The organism is Halomonas sp. R57-5 (genome assembly GCF_900070345.1).
Lineage (GTDB): Bacteria > Pseudomonadota > Gammaproteobacteria > Pseudomonadales > Halomonadaceae > Vreelandella > Vreelandella ventosae_B.
This window is the reverse complement of sequence record NZ_LN813019.1, coordinates 1-19728: the sequence shown is the minus strand read 5'-3', so window position 1 is coordinate 19728 and position 19728 is coordinate 1. Positions and strand designations below refer to the sequence as shown.

Here is a 19728-nt window from a genome sequence, read left to right as displayed (position 1 = left end):
ATGGGTTACTACTCTTACACAGTAGAGAGAATTCGACTTTTTAGCTATGTTAATTATCACTGTTCGATAACTAGGMAACTGATCAATAGCGATACAGCGCTAGGCGCGCTGGGCCACGGCGCCATAGGTGCGCTTTTCCAACCAGCGCCCAGCGGCAAAAATCACCAAGCCACAGAGCGCCAACCCAGCACCGACCAAGCCCGTGCTCGACCAGCTGAAGCCTGCGCTGATTGCCAGGCCTGCAAGCCACGCCCCTAGCGCATTGGCACCGTTAAAGGCCGCGTGGTTCAGTGAGGCCGCCATGGTTTGAGCATCCTCTGCCACATCCATTAAGCGTGTTTGTAGCGAAGGCGCCAGCGCCATGCTGGTGCCCACCAAGCCAACAAACAGCAGCCCTGTCCAAACGTTATTAGCGGCAAAGTAAAACAGCCCCTGAACTACCCCACACCAGAGCAGGATGGTCGGAATCGCGCGCATCAGGTTTTTATCAGCCATGCGCCCACCGATTAAATTACCGGCAATCGAGCCCAGGCCGAAGATCACCAGTACCAAAGGCCCCAGGGCTTCGCTCATACCGGCTTGCTGGGTCAATGTCGGCATCACATAGCTAAAAATAGCGAACATGCCGCCGCAGCCGATGCAGGCGAGCGCCAGCGTGACCAAGACGCGCTGCTTAAGCAGCGCTGTTAGCTCACGTACTGGGCTTGCGAGGTCATCAACGGGCTGCACCGGTACATATAGGCGAATCAACGCGGCGGTAAGCAACGCAATGCCCCCAACGCCGGCAAAGGCGATCTGCCAGCCAAACAGATTGCCCGTCCAGGTGCCTAGCGGTGCGCCAATCAAAATCGCCACGGTTAAACCCATCATCACCCGAGAAATAGCCCGCGCCCTTTGGTCAACCGGTACCGCCCCCGCCGCCACTAGCGCCGCGATGCCAAAATAGGCGCCATGGGGCAGACCCGCCAGAAAACGCAGGCCCACAAATGACCAAAAACCCGGCGCCATAGCACTGGCGATATTACCCACGGCAAACACCAGCATCAGAATAATCAACAGCATCCGCCTGGGCGCCCGCGCGGCCAGCGCTGAAATCAGCGGCGCGCCGACCACGACACCCAAGGCGTAGCTGCTAATGGCATAACCCACTTGAGGCACCGTCACGTCTAAATCACCCGCGACACGGTTCATCAAGCCCATAATGACGAACTCGCTGGTGCCAATCCCAAAGCCACCCAGCGCCAACACAAATTCGGCCAAACGCGGGTTGCGCGCTAGCCCTTGAGACGACGGTGCTGTCGAATCCTGCATGCTTATCTCCTTGGGATACCGCCCTGTTGGTATCTCGATTAGCGCTAAATGATCGCAGGATTAGACGAAAGTAGAAACCAGCTGTGTTTAAAAAGTTAGCGGGCAAAGAAGATAATTGAGAAGGCACCCGAGTAGTTAGTCGTCAAGGTTTCACGCTTTCACTCGCGCTTTGCTAGTGTGGCGCTTTTACCAAGACACGTGAGGCAATAATGACGCCCGAAACAATCGACCAAGCCATGCAAGCGTTGGCTAAGGCAGACCCGGATATCGCGCGCGCATACCCATTGGTGGGCGCCCCCCAGCCCCGGGAACGTGACCCGGGCTTTGCGACGTTCTTCAGCACTATCGTCAGCCAGCAACTTTCCACCGAGGCCGCTCGTGCGATTATGGGCCGCGTCAATACGTTGCTGCCCGAGCTGCACGCTAAAGCGGTCATGGAGATAGAGGGCCAAGCGCTGCGCGATGCTGGGCTCTCCTGGCGTAAAATTGAGTACGCCAAGGGCCTAGCAGAAGCGGAGCTGGCAGGCACATTTAGCGCTGATGGGCTTGAGCAGCTAAGCGACGACGAGGCGATTGCCGCGATTACTGAGCTGCGCGGCTTTGGCCGCTGGAGCGCCGAAATCTACCTGATGTTCTCGCTGAAACGCCCGGATATCTTTCCCGCCGACGATCTTGCCCTACGGGTAGCCTTGGGCCGTTTAAAAGGCATGGACGACAAGCCCACGCCCAAGCAAGCCCGTCAGTTGGTGGAAGCCTGGGCTCCCTGGCGCACGGTGGGGTCACTGTTTTTGTGGCACTACTACCGCGGCGAGCCGTTATAGCAACTCTCTTTACCCAAGCCCTGTCTTTAAACAACCCCTGTCTTTAAATAATCTTAGGCGTCGAGCCCGCCAAATTTGCCGTTCTGATAGTCATCAACCGCCTGGACAATCTCTTCGCGGGTAGTCATCACAAAGGGACCGTGGGAATACACAGGTTCGTCTATTACTTCCCCATGGCCAAACAGCAGGCGTGCGTCGCTGCTGGCTTCGATTTCGAGGCTCTCGCCATCACGGTCTACTTCGATCAAATGGTGAGGCTGAACGGGTTCACCGCCTATCTCGACGTCACCACTCACTACGTAAAGAAACACCTGCCGCCCAGGTGAGACGGGCAGATGCGCGTACGCGCCCGCAGGCAGCTGCAGGGTCGACATAAATACGCCGGTTAGCGTGTCAATTGGCCCAACGCTACCCTGCCACTGCCCGGCGATCAGGTTCAGCTCACCGCCGCCCGGTAGTGCAATAGCGGGGATGGACGCTTCCTGTAGTCCCACGTAGCGCGGCTCACTCATCTTCAAACGCGCCGGTAGATTGACCCACAGTTGAAGAATCTCCAGCGGGCCACCGTCGCGCAGAAACTCCGGCGGCGAAATTTCCGCATGCACAATGCCACTGCCCGCGGTCATCCACTGCACGCCACCTTTGTGGATGATGCTTTGATGGCTAGCGCTATCAGCGTGGGCAAGCGACCCTTCCAGGATAAACGTCACCGTTTCAAACCCGCGATGCGGGTGCGGGCCAAACGGCAGGCCACGGTTGTTGGCCGGGTACGTTTGCGGGCCGTGGTGATTCAAAAACAGAAACGGGTCGAGCTGATCCAAACCAGGCCCTGGCAGCGGCCGACGAGTAGTTAAATCACCGATATCATCGCGCTTGGCCGGGTGCTGGGCGATCACGCGGCGCACTGMCTGGGTAGTGTCTATTGTCATCATTTACTCCTTATCAATAATGTATAGCGTAAAACCTACAGCCGCGGATAAGGAGCGAATAATTTGCCACGTTTCATTGCAGGAAATTGTTATTAAACGGCTCAGCGGTTTCCTTAAAATTTGGTCACCACAGTCACACCCGCCCCTTCAAATTTATCCATGTTCATCAGCGCATCAATCGACTGCTCAAGGGTGATTCGTTTGCCGATAAGCTGCTCAGGCGCCAGCTTTCCAGACTGAATCATCGCCAGCATGGCGTCATAACGATGCGCCTGCATGCCATGGCTGCCGAGTATTTCAAGCTCGTTGGCAATAACCTTACTCATGGGAATAGCTGGTGTGCTGTTCTCAGCCAACATCAACCCGACCTGAATATGCTTGCCGCGTTTACGCAGATTGCTGATCGAGTTAAAGCAGGTCGTCGGGTGCCCTAGCGCATCCAACGACACGTGAGCACCACCTCGGGTTATTTCCGCAACTGCTTCAACCACATTGGCCACCTTGGCGGCATTCACAGTGGCAACGGCGCCCAGTTGACGGGCCAGAGTAAGCGCCTCCTCCGAAATATCGATGGCAACGACGTTGGCACCGATGGCGTTGGCAATCATTACGGCGGATAGACCAACACCTCCGCAGCCGTGAATGGCCACCCMCYGCCCAGCCGATGTTTGGCCCTGATCGACGACCGCCCGAAAGGAAGTGACAAACCGACACCCCAGGCTGGCCGCCGTCGCGAAGTCGAGTGTCTCTGGCAGCGCAACCAAGTTCACATCGGCATAGTGAATACTCACATACTCAGCAAATGAGCCCCAGTGCGTGAAGCCGGGCTGAAACTGGCTATCGCACACCTGATGGTTGCCCGAGTGMCACTCTGGGCAAGTGCCACAGCCACCCACGAACGGCACCGTAACGCGGTCGCCAATGCGCCATTGCGTTACATCTTTACCAACGGCTTCGACTACGCCTGCCAGCTCATGGCCCGGCACATGGGGAAGCTGGATATCGGTATCAKGCCCCACCCAGCCATGCCAATCGCTACGGCACACCCCATTAGCCATCACTTTCACCACCACACCGTGAGGTTCAGGCGTCGGATCGGGCAACTGCTGGATACTCGGCGGGGCGGAAAACTGCTCAAAAACAACGGCCTTCATCAAGGTCTCCTAAACCGTATTGCTGTTTTTACTTTATAACTGTTTAAAGGGTTAAGAAGCGAATTAGTCACCGCTAACATTTAACCGCCCCACTACTTGAAACGAATTATCCGTGGGACGCACCACAATCATCTCGCCAGAGCCTACGCCGCTGCCAACCAACGCGGTGATATTCACCTGATGGGTAACCAGCAGCAAATTGCCCGGCCCTTTCCATGCGGCGATCTGCTGCTGGGCGGTTTGGGTGATTGACGCTTGATCACCGCGCCCGCGAAAGAAGGAGTCTAACCAGGGTGTAGGCTCTACAGGCCCCAGCGCCATCAGTTCAGCGGTATCCATTGCCCGGCACCAGCTTGATGAATACACCGCCGCAATGGGGATCTCCCTCTCCCGAAATGCACGACCAACGGCTTGCGCCTGAGCACGGCCACTCGCAGAAAGATTGCGCTGAGTCTCGCAGCGGCCACGTTCAAAGCCCGGCGGGTCACCAATGCCAGGGGCCAGGGAGTGGCGCATGAAAATTACCAAGCTGCCTTCTTGCAGTGCTTGCCAGGTTGTTTCGTTTGCCTGGGTGCTGATGGGCAGGCTGCTCAGCACAGCGAGCAGTAGGGTTAAGGTGATGTGGCGTAGGGTGGGCATGGGGAGGCGTCCTTAAATCGGCAAAATTTGCTTTCGTTAGGCCTAAGCCAACTGCCATTACTACTCTATGACACCAGGGGTTAAGCCGATGACGGAGCAAAACCCAATCGCCTTTAGCAGCCTTGTTAGCGCGATTACCCAACAGATAGAGTAGGCACGCGGGCAGGTTCGCCAAGCCGTGAATACGGCCATGGTACAAAGTTACTGGGAAATAGGCCGTTTAATTGTCGAGCACGAACAGCAAGGCAATCGTCGTGCTGAGTATGGTAAGCAGCAGCTACAGCAACTCTCAAAACAGCTTACCGAGCGGCTGGGAAAGGGCTTTGATGTCACCAACTTGCGCAATATGCGCCGCTTTTATCAAGCCTTTCCAATTCGGGAGACAGTGTCTCTCGAATTGAGTTGGTCGCATTACAACCTGCTAGCTAAGGTAGAAAACCCAAGTGCGCGAGCTTGGTATCAACAAGAGGCGGAACAGCACAGCTGGAGTGTTCGCGCTCTAGAGCGCCAGATTAGCACCCTCTACTACGAGCGCCTGCTGGCTAGCCAAAACAAAACGCCGGTTGAACAGGAAGCAAAAGAAAACACTCAGCCGTTGGCGGAAACCGCCAAAGACTATCTGCGTGATCCCTACATTCTGGATTTTCTAAATCTACAAGACAAAACCTATCAAGAAAGCCAGTTAGAGCAGGCCATTATCAGCAACCTGCAGCAGTTTCTGCTAGAACTGGGCAAAGGCTTTGCCTTCGTTGAGCGCCAGCAGCGTATTCGCTTTGACGACGAAGATTTCTACATCGACTTGGTGTTCTACAACTTCAAACTGAAGTGCTTTTTGCTGGTGGATCTAAAACTCGGCAAGCTCAGGCATCAGGATATTGGCCAGATGGATACCTACGTGCGCTTATACGATGAACAGCGCAGAGGCAGCGACGATAACCCCACCATCGGCTTGGTTCTGTGCAGTGAAAAAAGCGAGGCCGTAGTGAAGTACTCGGTACTGGCCGAACAAAAGCAGCTGTTTGCGGCGAAGTATCTGCCTTATTTGCCCTCAGAGGATGAACTCAAGCGCGAGCTAGAGCGTGAGCGAGCTCAAGCAGTGGAACAGCTTCAGCAGCAAGCACTGGGCAATGAGTGACCGAGGCCACAACCCAAAAGTAGACTTAGCTAAGCACACCCTATTTCATTAGTATGGGTGGTAATAAAGCATTCGCGACAAAGAAGCCTTGGATGGCATAAAGCTGGCCCGCGAACTGACTATCTGGTTTCACAGCTCGTTTGGCAAGGCAGGCACCGCCTTCAACCCCGGCCCTTTTGTACCGCCCGGCACCAAGCCCGTGGGCAAAAAAGAGCATGCCGATTACGTGCTGTTTATTGGCCTGACGCCTATCGCCGTGGTGGAAGCCAAAAAGAGGACGTCAACTTGACGTTCAAGTCCGAGCGCTATGGCCGTGAGGTTCAGATGACACCACCTTTGATGGACTTTGACGCCCTTGGTGAAAGACGCTTCGCGACACTCAAACCTATGGCCAGTTCGGCAGCTCGGTGATCGTGCCAGTGTTTCAGGCTGTGGCGGAGGCGATGAAGCCCCGGATGCTGAAGGGAAAAGCGAGAAGGCTAAGTGGCATCAGTGCGGCGATCCATAAAGTGTTATAAGCCGCTAGATATGCAGTTTTAGAAAACAGTTTATGACGAGTTCTAATATTAGTTACCCTTCGTCATTTCAGGTAGCCTAGCGGAAACATGCGTCACACTGTTTAATGACAAAAGGTAATTACACGTGGCCAGCAGTAACTTCGATTTCCTGAAACATCACGATGAGCTTCTGGTGCGTTTGGCACAGACCGCTGAAGCCTGCTTTGTTTCTGATCCCAACACCACGCTGATTAAAATGCGCCAGCTTGGTGAAGAATTGGCGAGAACCATCGCTTCACGTCTGGGGGTAGCATCAGGAAGTGATGTGAAACAGATCGATTTACTGCGAGAGCTCGATAATACTCTCCGTCTGGATCAGCAGATAAAAGATGCTTTTCACAGTTTGAGAAAGCTGGGTAATTGCGCTGCCCACGATTTGACCTCGTCTAATCACCGGGATGCGCTGAAAGCGCTTCAGTTGGGACATGCGCTGGCCATGTGGTTTCATCTCCAATTTGGCGGTGCAAAGGCCCTGGGCTTTAAAACCAAGGCTTTCATAAAGCCCGAAGATCCCTCTTCCAGAGTCCGTGATCTTGAAGAAAAGATTCTGGAGCTGCACAAACAGCACCATTCAACGACAGACCGTCTTACCAAGACTGAAGCATTGAAAGAAGCCGAAGCTCTGAAAGCCGAAGCGGAAAGACAGCGTGCTGAGCGTATGTCGACCGAAAGCAAGGTGTGGGAAGAGTTGGCAACCGAGCATGAAGCGACCCTTGAGAAATATCGGGCCAAAATGAATGAAGCAAACGTTCTATATTTTCAATCATTTACTCAGCAGGCCCCTGAAGCGCAGGCAGTACAAATCAGTAACGTTGAAAAGTCCACACTGCAGCTCAACGAAGCGGAAACACGTGTCCTAATCGACGAGCAACTCATTGAGGCAGGCTGGGAAGCTGATAGCGTCAATCTCAAATATTCCGCTGGCGCACGGCCAATTCCCAATCAAAACCGGGCTATTGCTGAATGGCCAACAGCTTCCGGCCCCGCCGACTATGTCCTGTTCATTGGCCTGATGCCTGTAGCCGTTGTAGAGGCCAAAAAGAGCGCCAGAAACGTTTATGGCAGCATCGATCAGGCCAAGCGTTATGCCAAGGGTCTACAGGAGAAAGGTGCGTTTACCGTTGAAGAGCTTTATGGAGAGTTTCGTGTGCCGCTGGCCTTCGCAACCAATGGCCGTCCTTACCTGAAACAGCTGGAGCAGGAAAGTGGTATCTGGTTTTTGGACGTGCGCGACGATACCAACCGACGTCGAGCGCTAAACGGTTGGTATTCGCCACAGGAAATAAAAACCTATCTCCGGCAAACCCCTCAGCAAGCTGAAGATGAGCTGGAGGCCATGGGGTTTGATTATCATCTTGCCTTGCGCGACTACCAGATCGAGGCCATTCGAGCGACTGAAACCCGTATCAAGCAAGGAGAAACCGCGGCCCTGATAGCCATGGCAACCGGGACAGGCAAGACCAAAACAGCCATCGCCATGGTCTATCGATTTCTCAAGGCTGAGCGTTTTCGCCGCATCCTGTTTCTGGTGGATCGCTCTGCACTGGGCGTACAGGCAACCGATGATTTCGGTGAGGTTCGGCTGGAAAACCTCAATACCTTTGCAGAAACCTTTGATGTCATCGGTATGGCGCCAAACAAGACTCCCAAGGCGACACCGGATGATGCCACCAAGGTTCACGTTGCCACCGTGCAGGGTCTGGTCAAGCGAATCCTTTACCCGACTGATGGCACGGCGCGGCCCGGCGTTGGCCAGTATGACTGCATCATTGTCGATGAATGCCACCGGGGCTATCTGCTGGATCGTGAGCTTAGCGATACCGAGCAAATGTTTCGTGACCAGAAGGACTACCAGTCAAAGTATCGCAGCGTCATCGACTACTTCGATGCTTTCAAGATCGGACTGACCGCTACGCCCGCCCTGCACACGACCGAGATTTTTGGCGCCCCTGTTTTTACCTACAGCTACACAGAAGCCGTGCTGGACGGCTATCTCAATGACCATCTTCCACCCATTCGGATACGTACAAAGCTCTCTGAAGAGGGTATCTCCTACAAGGTAAATGAACAGGTAACGGTTTACGACGTCGCCAATAACACGATCGATACCTATAACACGCCCGATGAATTGAACTTTGATGTTAGCGATTTCAACCGCAAGGTGATTGCTCCTGAGTTCACGAGCGTTGTCACCCGATGGTTGATCGAAAGCGATTCGATCAATCCCTATTCACCGGCGAAAACACTGGTCTTTTGCGTAACAGACAAGCACGCCGATGATGTAGTTGAAGCGTTCAAGACCGCCATTGAGCATTATCATGGTGAAGTTGAAGACGACGCCGTACAAAAGATCACTGGTGCCAGTGACAAGCCGCTGGAAAAGATTCGCAGCTATAAAAACGATCGACTGCCTAACATTGCCGTCACCGTTGATTTGATGACGACAGGAATAGATGTTCCCGCCATCTGTAATCTGGTGTTTCTACGTCGAGTGAACAGTCGAATTCTATTTGAACAGATGCTGGGGCGCGCCACTCGGCTATGCCCTGATATCGGCAAGGGGCCATTCCGAATCTATGACGCCGTAGATATCTACACGCAGCTGGAACACGTGAACACCATGAAACCGGTGGTCACCAAGGTTGACCTTGCCTTCAAGGGTCTTGAAGACGACATGAAGCAAGAGAGCGCTCCAGAGCTCCAGGACCTTGCCAGGAAGCAGTTTATTTCAAAGCTTCAGGTCAAAAAGAACTACCTGCTGCCAGAGCAGGCTGACAAATTTGAAATCATTGCAGGCAAGTCTCCCGGTGAGTTCGCTCGTGAGCTCAAGAACATGCCTGTCTCGCAACTCGCCGAATGGTTTACTAACAATCCTGGACTCGGTGAATTGCTTGATACCACCGTTACCAATGGTGGTGGGGGCTGGAGACCTAATGTAGTGATTCATGATGGCAGTGATAAGATAGCGGGTATCACTACGGGCTATGGCGAGGGGCAAAAACCGGAAGATTATCTGAAAGCCTTCAAAGCCTATATCAACGCCAACAGTAACCGTCTGGCGGCGCTTCAGACCGTGATCAACCGCCCGTGGGAGCTCACCCGTCAAAGTCTGAGAGAGCTCGCCGTCGAACTTGAGCGCAATCAGTTTCGTGAGCAGGACCTTCAGGTCGCTTGGCGTGAACTGACGCAGGAAGAGATCGCTGCCAAGATCATTGGGTTTATTCGGCAAGCAGCGCTAGGCGAGCCTCTGGTCCCTTGGGATCAACGAGTTGATAATGCGCTGGAAACGATTCTCCAGAGCCAGCCTTGGAAGACCCCCCAGCGTGATTGGCTTAAGCTGATCGCCAAGCAGATGAAGGCCACCATCATTGTGGATGAGGCCGCGCTGAATCAGGGGCCGTTCAAGGCCCAGGGCGGTATCAAACGCGCTAACAAGCTCTTTGATCAGCCCGTTACCGATATCCTCACACAGTTTAACCAAGCGCTCTGGGCATGACCCAGAGCGCCAACCACATGAAGTAGACACCAACCATGAACACCCCGAACCTCGTCGCTAAACTCTGGAACCTTTGTAATCTGTTGCGTGACGATGGCGTGACCTATCACGAATACATTACCGAACTGACGTATCTTGTCTTTCTCAAGATGGTGGAAGAGACCGGGCAGGATGAACTGTTGCCGGCCAATAATACCTGGACGGATCTGGAGAACCAGAACTCGGCCAGCCGGCTGGAGTTCTACAAGAAAATGCTGGTCGATCTTGGCGGCCACGGCTCAAGGATCACGCAGGCGATCTATAACAATGCCCACACCGTAATCCGCAAGCCAGCGACGCTGGATAAACTGATCACTGAAATCGACAAGCTCGATTGGTACAGCGCCCGCCAGGAAGGCCTAGGCGATATGTATGAAGGGCTACTGGAAATCAATGCCAGCGAGAAGAAATCCGGCGCAGGTCAGTACTTCACTCCGCGTGTACTGATCAATGCCATGGTCAAGCTGATGAAGCCGACCCTGGACGACGTGATTGTGGACCCGACGGCCGGTACTGGTGGGTTTCTGATCAGCGCCCACCATCATATTGGTGCCAATAACGATGTCGAGGCATTGGATGAAGCGGCCTATGATCGTTACCAACACAAGACCTTTTATGGCATGGAATTTGTGCCGGATACCCGCCGTCTGGCATTGATGAACCTGATGCTGCACGACATCGCCATCGATGATCATCACGCTGGCATCCTGTTTGGCGACACCCTTAGTAATGAAGGTAAGCAGCTCCCCAGAGCGTCGCTGTTGCTCGCCAACCCTCCCTTTGGCACCAAACAAGGCGGCGGTATCCCGACCCGGGATGATCTGCTGTTTTACAGCAGTAACAAGCAGCAGGCCTTCCTGCATTTGATGTATCACGTGATGCTCAAACCCGGCGGCCGCGCCGCGGTGGTGCTGCCGGACAACGTGCTGTTCGAGGCCGGCCAGGGTGCCCAGGKACGCCACGACCTGATGGAGAAGTGCAACCTGCACACCATTCTCCGCCTGCCCACCGGCATTTTTTATGCCGCGGGTGTTAAAACCAACGTTTTGTTTTTCTCCAAGCCTGAAGACCCCACCCAGGACAAGGGCAACACGCAAAACGTCTGGGTCTATGACCTGCGCACCAACATGCCGAGCTTCGGCAAGCGCACGCCCTTTACTGACAAATACCTTGAACCATTCGAGACCGTATTTGGTGACGACCCCAACGGTCAAAGCCCGCGGCAGGAAGGCGAGTGGTCGTTCAACGCTGACGAGATCGCCGTTGATCCTGACGCCACGGACGAAAACCAGGGCGTGATCGATGACCGACTCGCCAAATCCCGCTGGCGCTGCTTCTCCCGCGAGTGGATTCGCGACACCAAGGGCGACTCGCTTGATATCAGCTGGCTCAAGGACAAGGACAGCGTGGATGCTGCTGACATGCCTGACCCCGAGGTGCTGGCCGGCGAGGCCATGAGCGAGCTGGTGCAAGCTCTGGGCGAGCTGGACGGGCTGATGCGTGAACTAGGAGCTGAGGAAGAGGCCGATGGGCAACGGGTATTGTTGAAGGAAATGATGGGTGGGGATAAATAAATGATGGAAGTATCGATCCCCGATGAATGGGCTGTCATCGAATATGGTGATGTGTTGACCTCCGTATCAAATGGTATAGGAGGAAAACAAAACAAAGATGGCTCAGGTATTCCTGTTAGTCGTATTGAAACTATTGCTCATGAAACAATCAACTTTAGTCGGGTTGGTTTCATAGAGATATACGATACTAATAAAGTTGAAAAATATAAAATTAATAAGGGCGACATCTTATTTAGCCATATAAACAGCCCGACCCACCTTGGAAAGACTGCCATTTTCGATAAGAATCGCGAACTTTATCATGGAATAAACTTACTTCGGTTAGTTGTGAATAAAAAGTGTATGATTGCGCGCTTTTTTAATTATCATTGCAAGTTTTCGAGGAAGGCTGGCATCTTCTCACAAAATGCTCAGCATGCAGTAAATCAATCGTCCATAAATCAGAAGAAGCTGTCTAGGTTTAAGGTTCCGCTTCCCCCCCTTGCCGAACAAAAAATCATCGCCGACAAACTCGACACCCTGCTGGCGCAGGTGGACAACACCAAAGCCCGCCTTGAGCCTATTCCCAAGATCCTCAAGCGCTTTCGTCAATCCGTACTGGCAGGGGCGATGAGTGGGCGGTTGACGAAAGAGTGGCGAGCCACTAATCACCAAAACATTGGAGATGTGAAGCCATTATCTGTAGCAGGAAAAATAATTGCAGGACAATCTCCCAGTAGATCAGAGGTTAACTTTGATGGGAAAGGCGAACCGTATGTAACCGGTCCTGAACAATGGGATGGAAGAAAAATATTACATAATAAGTGGACAGAGTACCCTAAACGTATGGCCCCGGATGGCTCGATATTTGTCACAGTAAAAGGTGCTGGTGTGGGAACTACTTTTCCGGGCTGTTATGCAGCGATCGGTCGTGATGTGTATGCGTTTGTCCCTAACGAAAAGATGAACTACACCTACATTCTTTTTGCCATTCAGGCTTCCGCCGCAGATGTTGTTTTAAAAGCTAAGGGGTTAATCCCTGGCTTGACGAAAAGTAATATAATTGACCACGAAATATACTTGCCGCCACTCAAAGAACAAATCGAAATCGTCCGCCGCGTGGATCGACTCTTTGCCCACGCCGACCGTATCGAGCATCAGGTGAATCAATCGCTGGCGCGGGTGAACAACCTCACCCAATCCATTCTCGCCAAAGCTTTCCGAGGCGAACTCACCGAGCAGTGGCGTAAAGACAACCCTGACCTGATCACCGGCGAGAACAGCGCAGAGGCGCTGCTGGAAAGGATCAAAGCAGAACGGGCGGTGAAAGCGCCAGCAAAACGCCGCAAACGTAGTGCATAAGCGGCTGACTCCATTATCAATTAGAAGTGACAAAGGTTAGGCAAGAAAGCGAAACATGAACTTTTAAGCGGTGGGCACATCAAATTGATTGGAAAAAATTACCATTATGGTAAACAATACAACCAACGTTAGCGTCTATTCAGGGCAACCGCCTAGCGAGGCCGGTAGCAAACGAATTCACATTGAAGACGAGCCGCTGTACGCCGTAACTGACGTACTAGCGCTGCTGGACGCAGGTGACGAACAGACGGTGCTATGGACACGCAAGTGCATAGCAGATGTTCAACAGCTTGCTTATGAAATATCAGACGTCCGCGCATTGCTGAAACAAGCGCTTACCGGTGGTCAGTATTTAAAATCTGAATGGTGTGTGCAGAAGCCAACAGGCCCATGGGCTGCATGCGATAGCTACCGCTTGCAGCGAATCGAGTGGATAGAGCATGCACACAAAGAAATGCACATAGAATACTACGTAAAATTTGCGATTGGTAAAACAGGCAAGCTACTGCTGCTGGTTTCTTGCCATACTTAGTACCGAGGAGTGTCATGGCTAATCACATTTGTCCGATCTGCGAATCTGGGCAGCTTCATGCCCGTAGCGAATGGATAGACGTTGAGCACATGGGCAAACATAGCCGCATTGAAAGCCACTTTTTGGCTTGTGATGGCTGTGGTAGCGAGCAGGCAGGAACAAAAGAAGCACGTGATAATAAGCGCGCAATGACTGCTTTTAAGAAACAAGCGCAGGGGCTACTCACTGGCGCAGAAGTGCTCGCATTACGTAAGCATTGGCAATTAAATCAACAAGACGCTGCTCGCATCTTTGGCGGTGGCCCTGTGGCGTTCTCTAAGTACGAATCAGATGATGTCATGCAATCTGATGCTATGGATAAGCTGTTACGCGTCGCCGATCAGGTGCCAGCCGCGCTGGAGAAGCTGAAAGCCGATGCTGGAGTAACAAACAGAGAAACTCGCCTTTGGAAAACGACCTCTATCGTTGGGCTACGCTCACTCCCACGCAAGGTAAATACTAAGGTGATCCAGTCTCATGAGATCGAGCGCGAGGTCTGTTATGGCTAAAGCTAAAGTCAGCAAAAAGCTGCAACAAGCGATTGACAGCTTGGTCATCAACGACGTTTATCTCAAGTCCGCGCAAGCTGAGTGCGAAGACGATTTTGATCCCAAGTCAGCCGATAGTTTAGAAGTGCTGTCGGTGCAGCAAATGCACATTGTGCGTAAAAGTGAAGTGATACAAGTGGATGGCGACGGCCAACTGGTACGCATCTATATTCGCCTTGGGGCTCGTTGGGTTTCACAACAACAAGAGGATGAAGAGCCTGATATTAAAGCGCTTATAGAAGGGGAGTTTATTGCAGAGTACCTAGTAACCGACTCAATAGAGCAAGAAGCAATAGATGAGTACGCGCTTAAAAACGCCAGTTATCACGTTTGGCCCTATTGGCGCGAATTCTTGAGCTCACAATGCGAACGCTTGCGCTTACCGCGAGTGGTTTTACCCACCGTTCAGTTTAGCAAGCAACCCGATCCTATAGCCGATTGATCGGCCTATAACATATTGGGTGCTGTGCACGGTGCTGCTAGACTCACTTGATCTACGCAAATCGTTACTAGGAAAGCCCCCGTATGACCAAGGCAAATATCAACACCCAGATGCTGACCTGGGCGCGCGAGCGCTCCGGCATCCCGGTGCCTGAATTTGCACATAAGTGCGGGGTGAATGAAGAAAAACTGCTGGCATGGGAAGCGGGTGAAAAGCCCATCACCTTCCGCCAAGCGATGCAGTTTGCCGAAAAAGCCTACGTCCCTTTTGGGTACCTGTTTCTTACAGAGCCGCCCGAAGAAGTGTTGCCCATTCCCGATCTTCGAACGCTGGAAGGCCAAGGTGTTACTCGGCCGAGCGCTGAGCTTCTTGATCTGATCAAGCTAATGCTTCAGCGCCAGGAGTGGTACCGGGACTATTTAAAGCAGCACTTTGCCGAGCCCAATCCAAATGTTGGCCGCTTTTCTGCCAATCACTCTGTCGCTGAAATCGTCGCCGACATGCGCTCCCAGTTAGGCGTTGAGGATCACCCTAAGCGCGGTAAATGGGATGACTATTACCGCGATTTAACCCAGCGAATCGAAGCACAGGGAATCCTGGTGATGCGCCAAGGCGATATGGGCCACTACACACGCCCTTTGCGAGTTGAAGAGTTCCGCGGGTTTGCCATTGTAGATGACTATGCGCCTATCATTTTCGTCAATCATGGCGATGCGCTAGGTGCGCGCTTATTTACTCTGATCCATGAGCTTTGTCATATTTGGATTGGGCAGTCTGGCATTTCCGATGGAAACGCTAATACGCACCGCCAACAAGAAGTGCTTTGTAATGCCGTCGCGGCAGAGTTTTTAGTACCAGAACAAGAATTCAGCTCTCTTTGGCAACACGATTTAGTGCACTGGCAAGATAACTTACCGACGTTGGAAGCCCACTTTCACGTCAGCACCTGGGCATTGGCGCGCCGTGCGTTGACGCTCAATTTTATTTCTCAAGCGCAATACGGCCATTATATTGCTGAACAGCAGGCGCAGCACAAAGCAAATGAGAGCAGTGGCGGGCCAACCTACTACCAGACTAAGAAATCCCAAATCAGCCAATCATTTTCTAGGGCGGTGGTCAGTGAAGCACTGAGTGGTCAGTTGATGTTACGCGAAGCGAGCGACCTGCTAGGCGGGGTCAAACCTAGTAAAATAGAGCGCTTTGCTCAATTTCTGTGTCCAAACTGAATCTACTCTCGTCTCTGGCCAGCCCTTTGACCTTCCCTACCTGACACACAGAGCTTGTCGTCTTATAAATTGCTTTTAATAAAAATAGCAACTAATGTGTTGCTGTAAACTAAAAAGCAACTTATTTGATGACACCGCCATGCCGTTACTGGATCAGATCAAAAAGCGCCGTGTTGCGCTAGGCTTCAAACAAAGTGACATGCAGATGCGGGTGGGAATGTCGCGCCAGCAGTATCAACGGCTTGAAGCCAGTGGCAACCCGCGCCTTAACACGTTAGAACTGGTGGCTAAGGGGTTGAACAGCGAGATTATGTTGATCCCCCAAGAGAAGCGCGACGCGGTGTTGGCCCTGCTCGCAGGTCATACGGTGGGCACACCTTCCTCTGATATGGAGGATAACGGCGATAGCGTCATTGATGACCCGTGGAAAGGCTTACTAGAGGATGATTAACCGTACAAAGGGGGCTAAATGGATCGATTGAGCATTCTGCAGCTCTCTTTGCATGGGAGCGTGGTGGGTCATCTTGCGGGTTATTCCCATGGCAAGAATATCCTGCTGTTCGATGATGAGTTTCGCCACAACCCTGAGCGGCCAACGCTTAGTCTGATTACGCACCCTAATTTCCCTAAATCTGAAGAGATTTTAGCGAGAGACTGGTCGAGGCACCAACGGTTGCATCCTCTGTTATCTAATCTGCTGCCTGAAGGTGCGCTGCGTGAACTGCTCGCGCATAGTTTGAAAACCCATATTGACCATGAGTTCTCTCTTCTAGCATGGCTTGGTCTTGACCTTCCGGCGCTCTCATCGCACGCCCACTCTCACCAGACAACATCCCGGCGAAGGTACTGTCTCGGTTGCCACACGCACGACCTGAAACAATTGAGTATCCACCGGTACTAGCGTCCGGTAATAAGTTCTCGTTGGCTGGCGTACAGATGAAGTTCTCTATGAAGGAGAAAGATGGCCGTTATAACCTGATCCATAGCGCCGTTAGTGATGGCAATGAGGAGTTGGGTGAGTGGATCATCAAAACGCCCTCCACCCAGCATGCTTACGTTCCCTTAAACGAATTTTCGGCAATGCAACTGGCGGCCCTTGCTGGCATCGATATGCCGGAAACTCGCTTGGTCGCACTCGATACGTTAGACAATCTGCCTGCTATCCGATTGCCAGAAGAGCCCATGGCGTTTGGTATCAAGCGTTTTGATCGCCAGCGCGGCTTGCAGGGTACCGAGCGCGTTCACATGGAGGATTTTGCTCAAGTCTTGGCGAAATATCCCCATGAAAAGTATGGCTCGGCTAGCTATGATCAAATCGGCCGTATTCTGTACCAGTTTTCCGGTGATGCCATTGCGGATGCCCAGCAGTTTGCCCGACGCCTGCTGGTAAACATTTTGCTTGCCAACGGCGATGCTCACTTAAAAAATTGGAGCCTTTTGTACTCTGATCGCTACACGCCACGGCTATCACCCGCTTACGATATTGTGACCACCAGCGTATATATGGACAACGAACGTACTACTGCGCTTAATTTGGCTGGCCAAAAAGCGTGGTATCAAACCTCCATGGAAAGCTATCAGCAGTGGGCTAAAAAAGCCGACATTCCTTGGCGTTTAATCAAGCCCCACCTAGATGACACGCTTGATAAAGCCCGCTCCTTGTGGCCTCAAGCACTGGCGGAGCTACCAATGCATGAACCTCATAAGCAGGCACTGCGTGAACATTGGCAGCGTCTCCATACTGATTTTCGTCTGCTTGGCGGTTAACAGCGGTTTTTAGTAGCTGAAAACATCACTCAATATTCTGGATTTGCTCCCTCATCTGCTCGATCAACACCTTCAACTCCACCGCACAGCGGGTCGTCTCTGCCACCACGGATTTTGACGAGAGCGTGTTGGCTTCGCGGTTGAGTTCCTGCATCAGGAAATCCAGGCGGCGACCTTTGGGGCCTTTCTGGGCGAGCTGGTGGCTCACTTCTTCTATATGCGCGGTCAGGCGGTCTAGTTCTTCATCCACATCAGCTTTTTGTGCCACCAGCACCAGTTCGGCCTCCAGGCGTTGGGGATCGAGTTCAGTTTTGGCAACCTCCAAGCGTTCCAGCAGTTGGGCGCGTTGGCGTTCCAGGATCTGCGGTAACAGGCTGCGCACTGTGGCTACCTGCTCACTTGCCGCCGCCAGGCGGGTGGTGATCATTTCGGCCAGCTTGTCGCCTTCACGGGCGCGGGCGTCAATCAGCTCATCCAGCGCTTGGTCAAACAGCGCTTTGGCGGCGGCTTTGATGGCGTCTTGATCCAGGTGCTGGGTTTCCATTACGCCGGCTGATTGAGAAGCGCGAGCGTGGTGGGCACGGCGCTGGGCACCTGCTGCTGAATGGCGGCTAGGGCGTCGGCAATCTCTTTTAACCGCTGGACGTTCACCGCCGGCGCTTGAGCGGTGTCGGCGCTCTCGAACCGCACGCTGCACTCCACTTTGCCACGGGCCAGGCGAGTACGCAGTGCTTCGCGCAGCACCGGTTCTAAATCCCGTAGGCTTTCATGTAGGCGAAAATGTGGCTCTAAGTAACGCTGATTCACCGAGCGAATTTCGACCTGCAGGGTGCCAAAGGGGGCGGCCTGCTCGGTGCGGGCGAAGGCAGTCATGCTGTGCGTCATGGAAAAACCTGTAGAGAGATTAGCGTGTTGGAAGTGTAGAGCATTCGCTAACACTCTTTTTGAATTGACGCGTCTATTTATTCGATACGTTGAATACTGAGCCAAAGTACGGAAATCAAACACCCATGATGTCTGGCTGCACCTCAATAAGCAGACTGGCATCCGGCGATGGCGTWCCATCACCTCGAAGACGCGGTCGATCATCTCGCCCACGTTTTGTCGTGCCATGATCAGGTGAGGGTGAAACGCAGCGGCCAGCGGGTCCCAGTCAAAGCAGCCAACAATCATATCGTCAAGCTGATAGCCGCCCCGCTGTAGCCAGCGCACGATTCCCTCAAGCGAAATCGTTGAGTTGACGAACATCGCGCTGGGAAGCGTAGCGCGGTGGCGCATATACGCCTCTAGCGCGACCTGGGCCTTATCGGCGGCATAGTCGCAGGGAATGATGTCTGCCTCCGAGGTGGAAAGCCCGCGTTCAGCGCGAGCCTGGGTAAATCCGGCAATCCGCTCGCGGGTATTGTGATCCTCCGCACGGCCACCAATAAACAGGATGGCGTTGTCACTTGGCGCTTGGCTGGCTAGCTGATCGAGAATGSGTGGGTCAGCTGTTGCGCGCCMTSCCTGTTATTSGAAATAATCGAGGGGGCCTTACCGCCGGGCAAATCCAGGTTAATACTCGCCACTCCGCTCTCATCGCACATCGCTGAAATCGTGTCGGGATCAGTGGCCCCGGTACTGACTAAACATTCGACCCGGTAGGCGAGCATCATGCGCGCCGCCTCGCGCTCTTGGGTCGGGTCGCGTTGGTACAAGCGACAATCGCAAACAGCCCACGGCGCCTCGCCTGGGCTTCGAAATGTTGGCAATCGAGCTGAAATAGCGGTTGTCGTAGAGCGGCAGAATCATGCCAATAATCCCCGAACGCTCCCGGCGCAGCGCACGGGCCTGCATGTTGGCTGAATAGCCTTCCGCTTGGGCGAGGAAAGAATTTTGCTAGCCAGTTTTTTGCTGATGCGACGGCGCTGCCAAGTGCCGTTGAGCACGGCACTGACGGTACTAGGCGACGTTTCTGCCAACCTCGCTAAGTCGTAAATAGTCAGCCGCTTGGATGAAGAGTCGCTAACCACGGGGCAGCTCCTTGCGATTAGATAAAAGTAGCATTGACGTGATGAAGGAATAGATCAATCCTACATATTGCACAACCGATTGTGCACGCTCGGTTAAATGACAAATAACGATAGCGATGATGCATCGCTTAGGTACCACTCACCGTATCCAGCACTGTGTAAAGTT

Annotated in this window: 20 protein-coding genes and 2 pseudogenes; 14 read left to right on the top strand and 8 right to left on the bottom strand. The window is 53.1% G+C overall.

Annotation, left to right across the window (positions count from 1 at the left end; all coding sequences use genetic code 11):
• Window positions 1-99 precede the first annotated feature (99 nt).
• On the bottom strand, window positions 100-1311 hold the full coding sequence (locus HALO_RS00090; RefSeq protein ID WP_035582278.1) for an MFS transporter: 1212 nt from the start codon (window positions 1309-1311) through the stop codon (window positions 100-102).
• Window positions 1312-1520: 209 nt separating this feature from the next.
• Here HALO_RS00090 and HALO_RS00085 point away from each other — a divergent pair, with 209 nt between their 5' ends.
• Window positions 1521-2132 (top strand): DNA-3-methyladenine glycosylase family protein, encoded by a 612-nt coding sequence (locus HALO_RS00085; protein WP_035582281.1) that lies wholly within the window; start codon window positions 1521-1523, stop codon window positions 2130-2132.
• A 53-nt stretch (window positions 2133-2185) separates the two neighbouring features.
• On the opposite strand, the gene HALO_RS00080 is transcribed toward HALO_RS00085, so the two are convergent.
• The 3 genes from HALO_RS00080 to HALO_RS00070 all read right to left on the bottom strand — a co-directional run bounded on the left by HALO_RS00080 (window position 2186) and on the right by HALO_RS00070 (window position 4854).
• Window positions 2186-3061, bottom strand: coding sequence for a pirin family protein (locus HALO_RS00080; protein ID WP_050712778.1), 876 nt, complete (start codon window positions 3059-3061; stop codon window positions 2186-2188).
• 113 nt (window positions 3062-3174) lie between these two features.
• On the bottom strand, window positions 3175-4215 hold the full coding sequence (locus HALO_RS00075; RefSeq protein ID WP_050712777.1) for a zinc-dependent alcohol dehydrogenase family protein: 1041 nt from the start codon (window positions 4213-4215) through the stop codon (window positions 3175-3177).
• A 63-nt stretch (window positions 4216-4278) separates the two neighbouring features.
• Window positions 4279-4854: a histidine phosphatase family protein gene (locus HALO_RS00070; protein ID WP_035582288.1), complete on the bottom strand. Its 576-nt coding sequence runs from the start codon at window positions 4852-4854 to the stop codon at window positions 4279-4281.
• Window positions 4855-5020: 166 nt separating this feature from the next.
• Between HALO_RS00070 and HALO_RS23590 the strand changes: the two are divergent.
• The 13 genes and pseudogenes from HALO_RS23590 to HALO_RS23275 form a co-directional block, all read left to right on the top strand.
• Window positions 5021-5377 (top strand): annotated as a pseudogene (locus tag HALO_RS23590) (DUF1016 N-terminal domain-containing protein); the annotation flags it as partial.
• A 72-nt stretch (window positions 5378-5449) separates the two neighbouring features.
• The gene (locus tag HALO_RS23585; RefSeq protein ID WP_268746298.1) at window positions 5450-5989 is read left to right on the top strand and encodes a PDDEXK nuclease domain-containing protein; all 540 of its coding nucleotides are present in this window, start codon (window positions 5450-5452) and stop codon (window positions 5987-5989) included.
• Between the two features lie 88 nt (window positions 5990-6077).
• A complete protein-coding gene (locus HALO_RS00060) occupies window positions 6078-6278 on the top strand; it encodes a hypothetical protein (RefSeq protein ID WP_035582290.1) in 201 nt (66 codons plus the stop codon).
• Between the two features lie 353 nt (window positions 6279-6631).
• Window positions 6632-10042 carry a type I restriction-modification system endonuclease gene (gene hsdR / locus HALO_RS00055; RefSeq protein WP_035582292.1) on the top strand — a complete coding sequence of 1137 codons (3411 nt, stop codon included), beginning with the start codon at window positions 6632-6634 and terminating at the stop codon, window positions 10040-10042.
• A 35-nt stretch (window positions 10043-10077) separates the two neighbouring features.
• Entirely contained in the window at window positions 10078-11655 is a 1578-nt protein-coding gene (locus HALO_RS00050) for a class I SAM-dependent DNA methyltransferase (RefSeq protein ID WP_050712776.1), read from the top strand.
• Window positions 11656-12996 carry a restriction endonuclease subunit S gene (locus HALO_RS00045; protein WP_050712775.1) on the top strand — a complete coding sequence of 447 codons (1341 nt, stop codon included), beginning with the start codon at window positions 11656-11658 and terminating at the stop codon, window positions 12994-12996.
• Window positions 12997-13084: 88 nt separating this feature from the next.
• Window positions 13085-13528, top strand: a complete 444-nt coding sequence (locus HALO_RS00040; RefSeq protein ID WP_197671955.1) for a hypothetical protein — start codon at window positions 13085-13087, stop codon at window positions 13526-13528.
• Between the two features lie 14 nt (window positions 13529-13542).
• Window positions 13543-14076, top strand: a complete 534-nt coding sequence (locus HALO_RS00035) for a type II toxin-antitoxin system MqsA family antitoxin (protein WP_035582299.1) — start codon at window positions 13543-13545, stop codon at window positions 14074-14076.
• Entirely contained in the window at window positions 14069-14557 is a 489-nt protein-coding gene (locus HALO_RS00030) for a hypothetical protein (RefSeq protein WP_035582302.1), read from the top strand. The genes HALO_RS00035 and HALO_RS00030 overlap by 8 nt, the downstream gene beginning before the upstream one ends.
• An 83-nt stretch (window positions 14558-14640) precedes the next feature.
• A complete protein-coding gene (locus tag HALO_RS00025) occupies window positions 14641-15783 on the top strand; it encodes an ImmA/IrrE family metallo-endopeptidase (RefSeq protein ID WP_035582305.1) in 1143 nt (380 codons plus the stop codon).
• Between the two features lie 139 nt (window positions 15784-15922).
• Window positions 15923-16234 carry a helix-turn-helix transcriptional regulator gene (locus HALO_RS00020; protein WP_035582308.1) on the top strand — a complete coding sequence of 104 codons (312 nt, stop codon included), beginning with the start codon at window positions 15923-15925 and terminating at the stop codon, window positions 16232-16234.
• A gap of 18 nt (window positions 16235-16252) precedes the next feature.
• The gene (locus HALO_RS23280) at window positions 16253-16684 is read left to right on the top strand and encodes a HipA N-terminal domain-containing protein (protein WP_197671962.1); all 432 of its coding nucleotides are present in this window, start codon (window positions 16253-16255) and stop codon (window positions 16682-16684) included.
• Window positions 16639-17550: a type II toxin-antitoxin system HipA family toxin gene (locus HALO_RS23275; RefSeq protein ID WP_442906036.1), complete on the top strand. Its 912-nt coding sequence runs from the start codon at window positions 16639-16641 to the stop codon at window positions 17548-17550. The genes HALO_RS23280 and HALO_RS23275 overlap by 46 nt, the downstream gene beginning before the upstream one ends.
• Window positions 17551-17578: 28 nt before the next feature.
• On the opposite strand, the pseudogene HALO_RS23390 reads toward HALO_RS23275, so the two are convergent.
• From HALO_RS23390 to HALO_RS23680, 4 genes and pseudogenes are all read right to left on the bottom strand, one after another.
• A pseudogene (locus tag HALO_RS23390) lies at window positions 17579-18931 on the bottom strand (YicC/YloC family endoribonuclease); the annotation flags it as partial.
• A gap of 82 nt (window positions 18932-19013) precedes the next feature.
• Window positions 19014-19247, bottom strand: coding sequence for a hypothetical protein (locus tag HALO_RS23685; RefSeq protein ID WP_197671960.1), 234 nt, complete (start codon window positions 19245-19247; stop codon window positions 19014-19016).
• Window positions 19156-19386: a hypothetical protein gene (locus HALO_RS23260; RefSeq protein ID WP_197672021.1), complete on the bottom strand. Its 231-nt coding sequence runs from the start codon at window positions 19384-19386 to the stop codon at window positions 19156-19158. Before HALO_RS23260 ends, HALO_RS23685 begins: the two co-directional genes overlap by 92 nt.
• A complete protein-coding gene (locus tag HALO_RS23680) occupies window positions 19338-19562 on the bottom strand; it encodes a LacI family DNA-binding transcriptional regulator (RefSeq protein WP_197671959.1) in 225 nt (74 codons plus the stop codon). Before HALO_RS23680 ends, HALO_RS23260 begins: the two co-directional genes overlap by 49 nt.
• Between the last annotated feature and the right edge of the window lie 166 nt (window positions 19563-19728).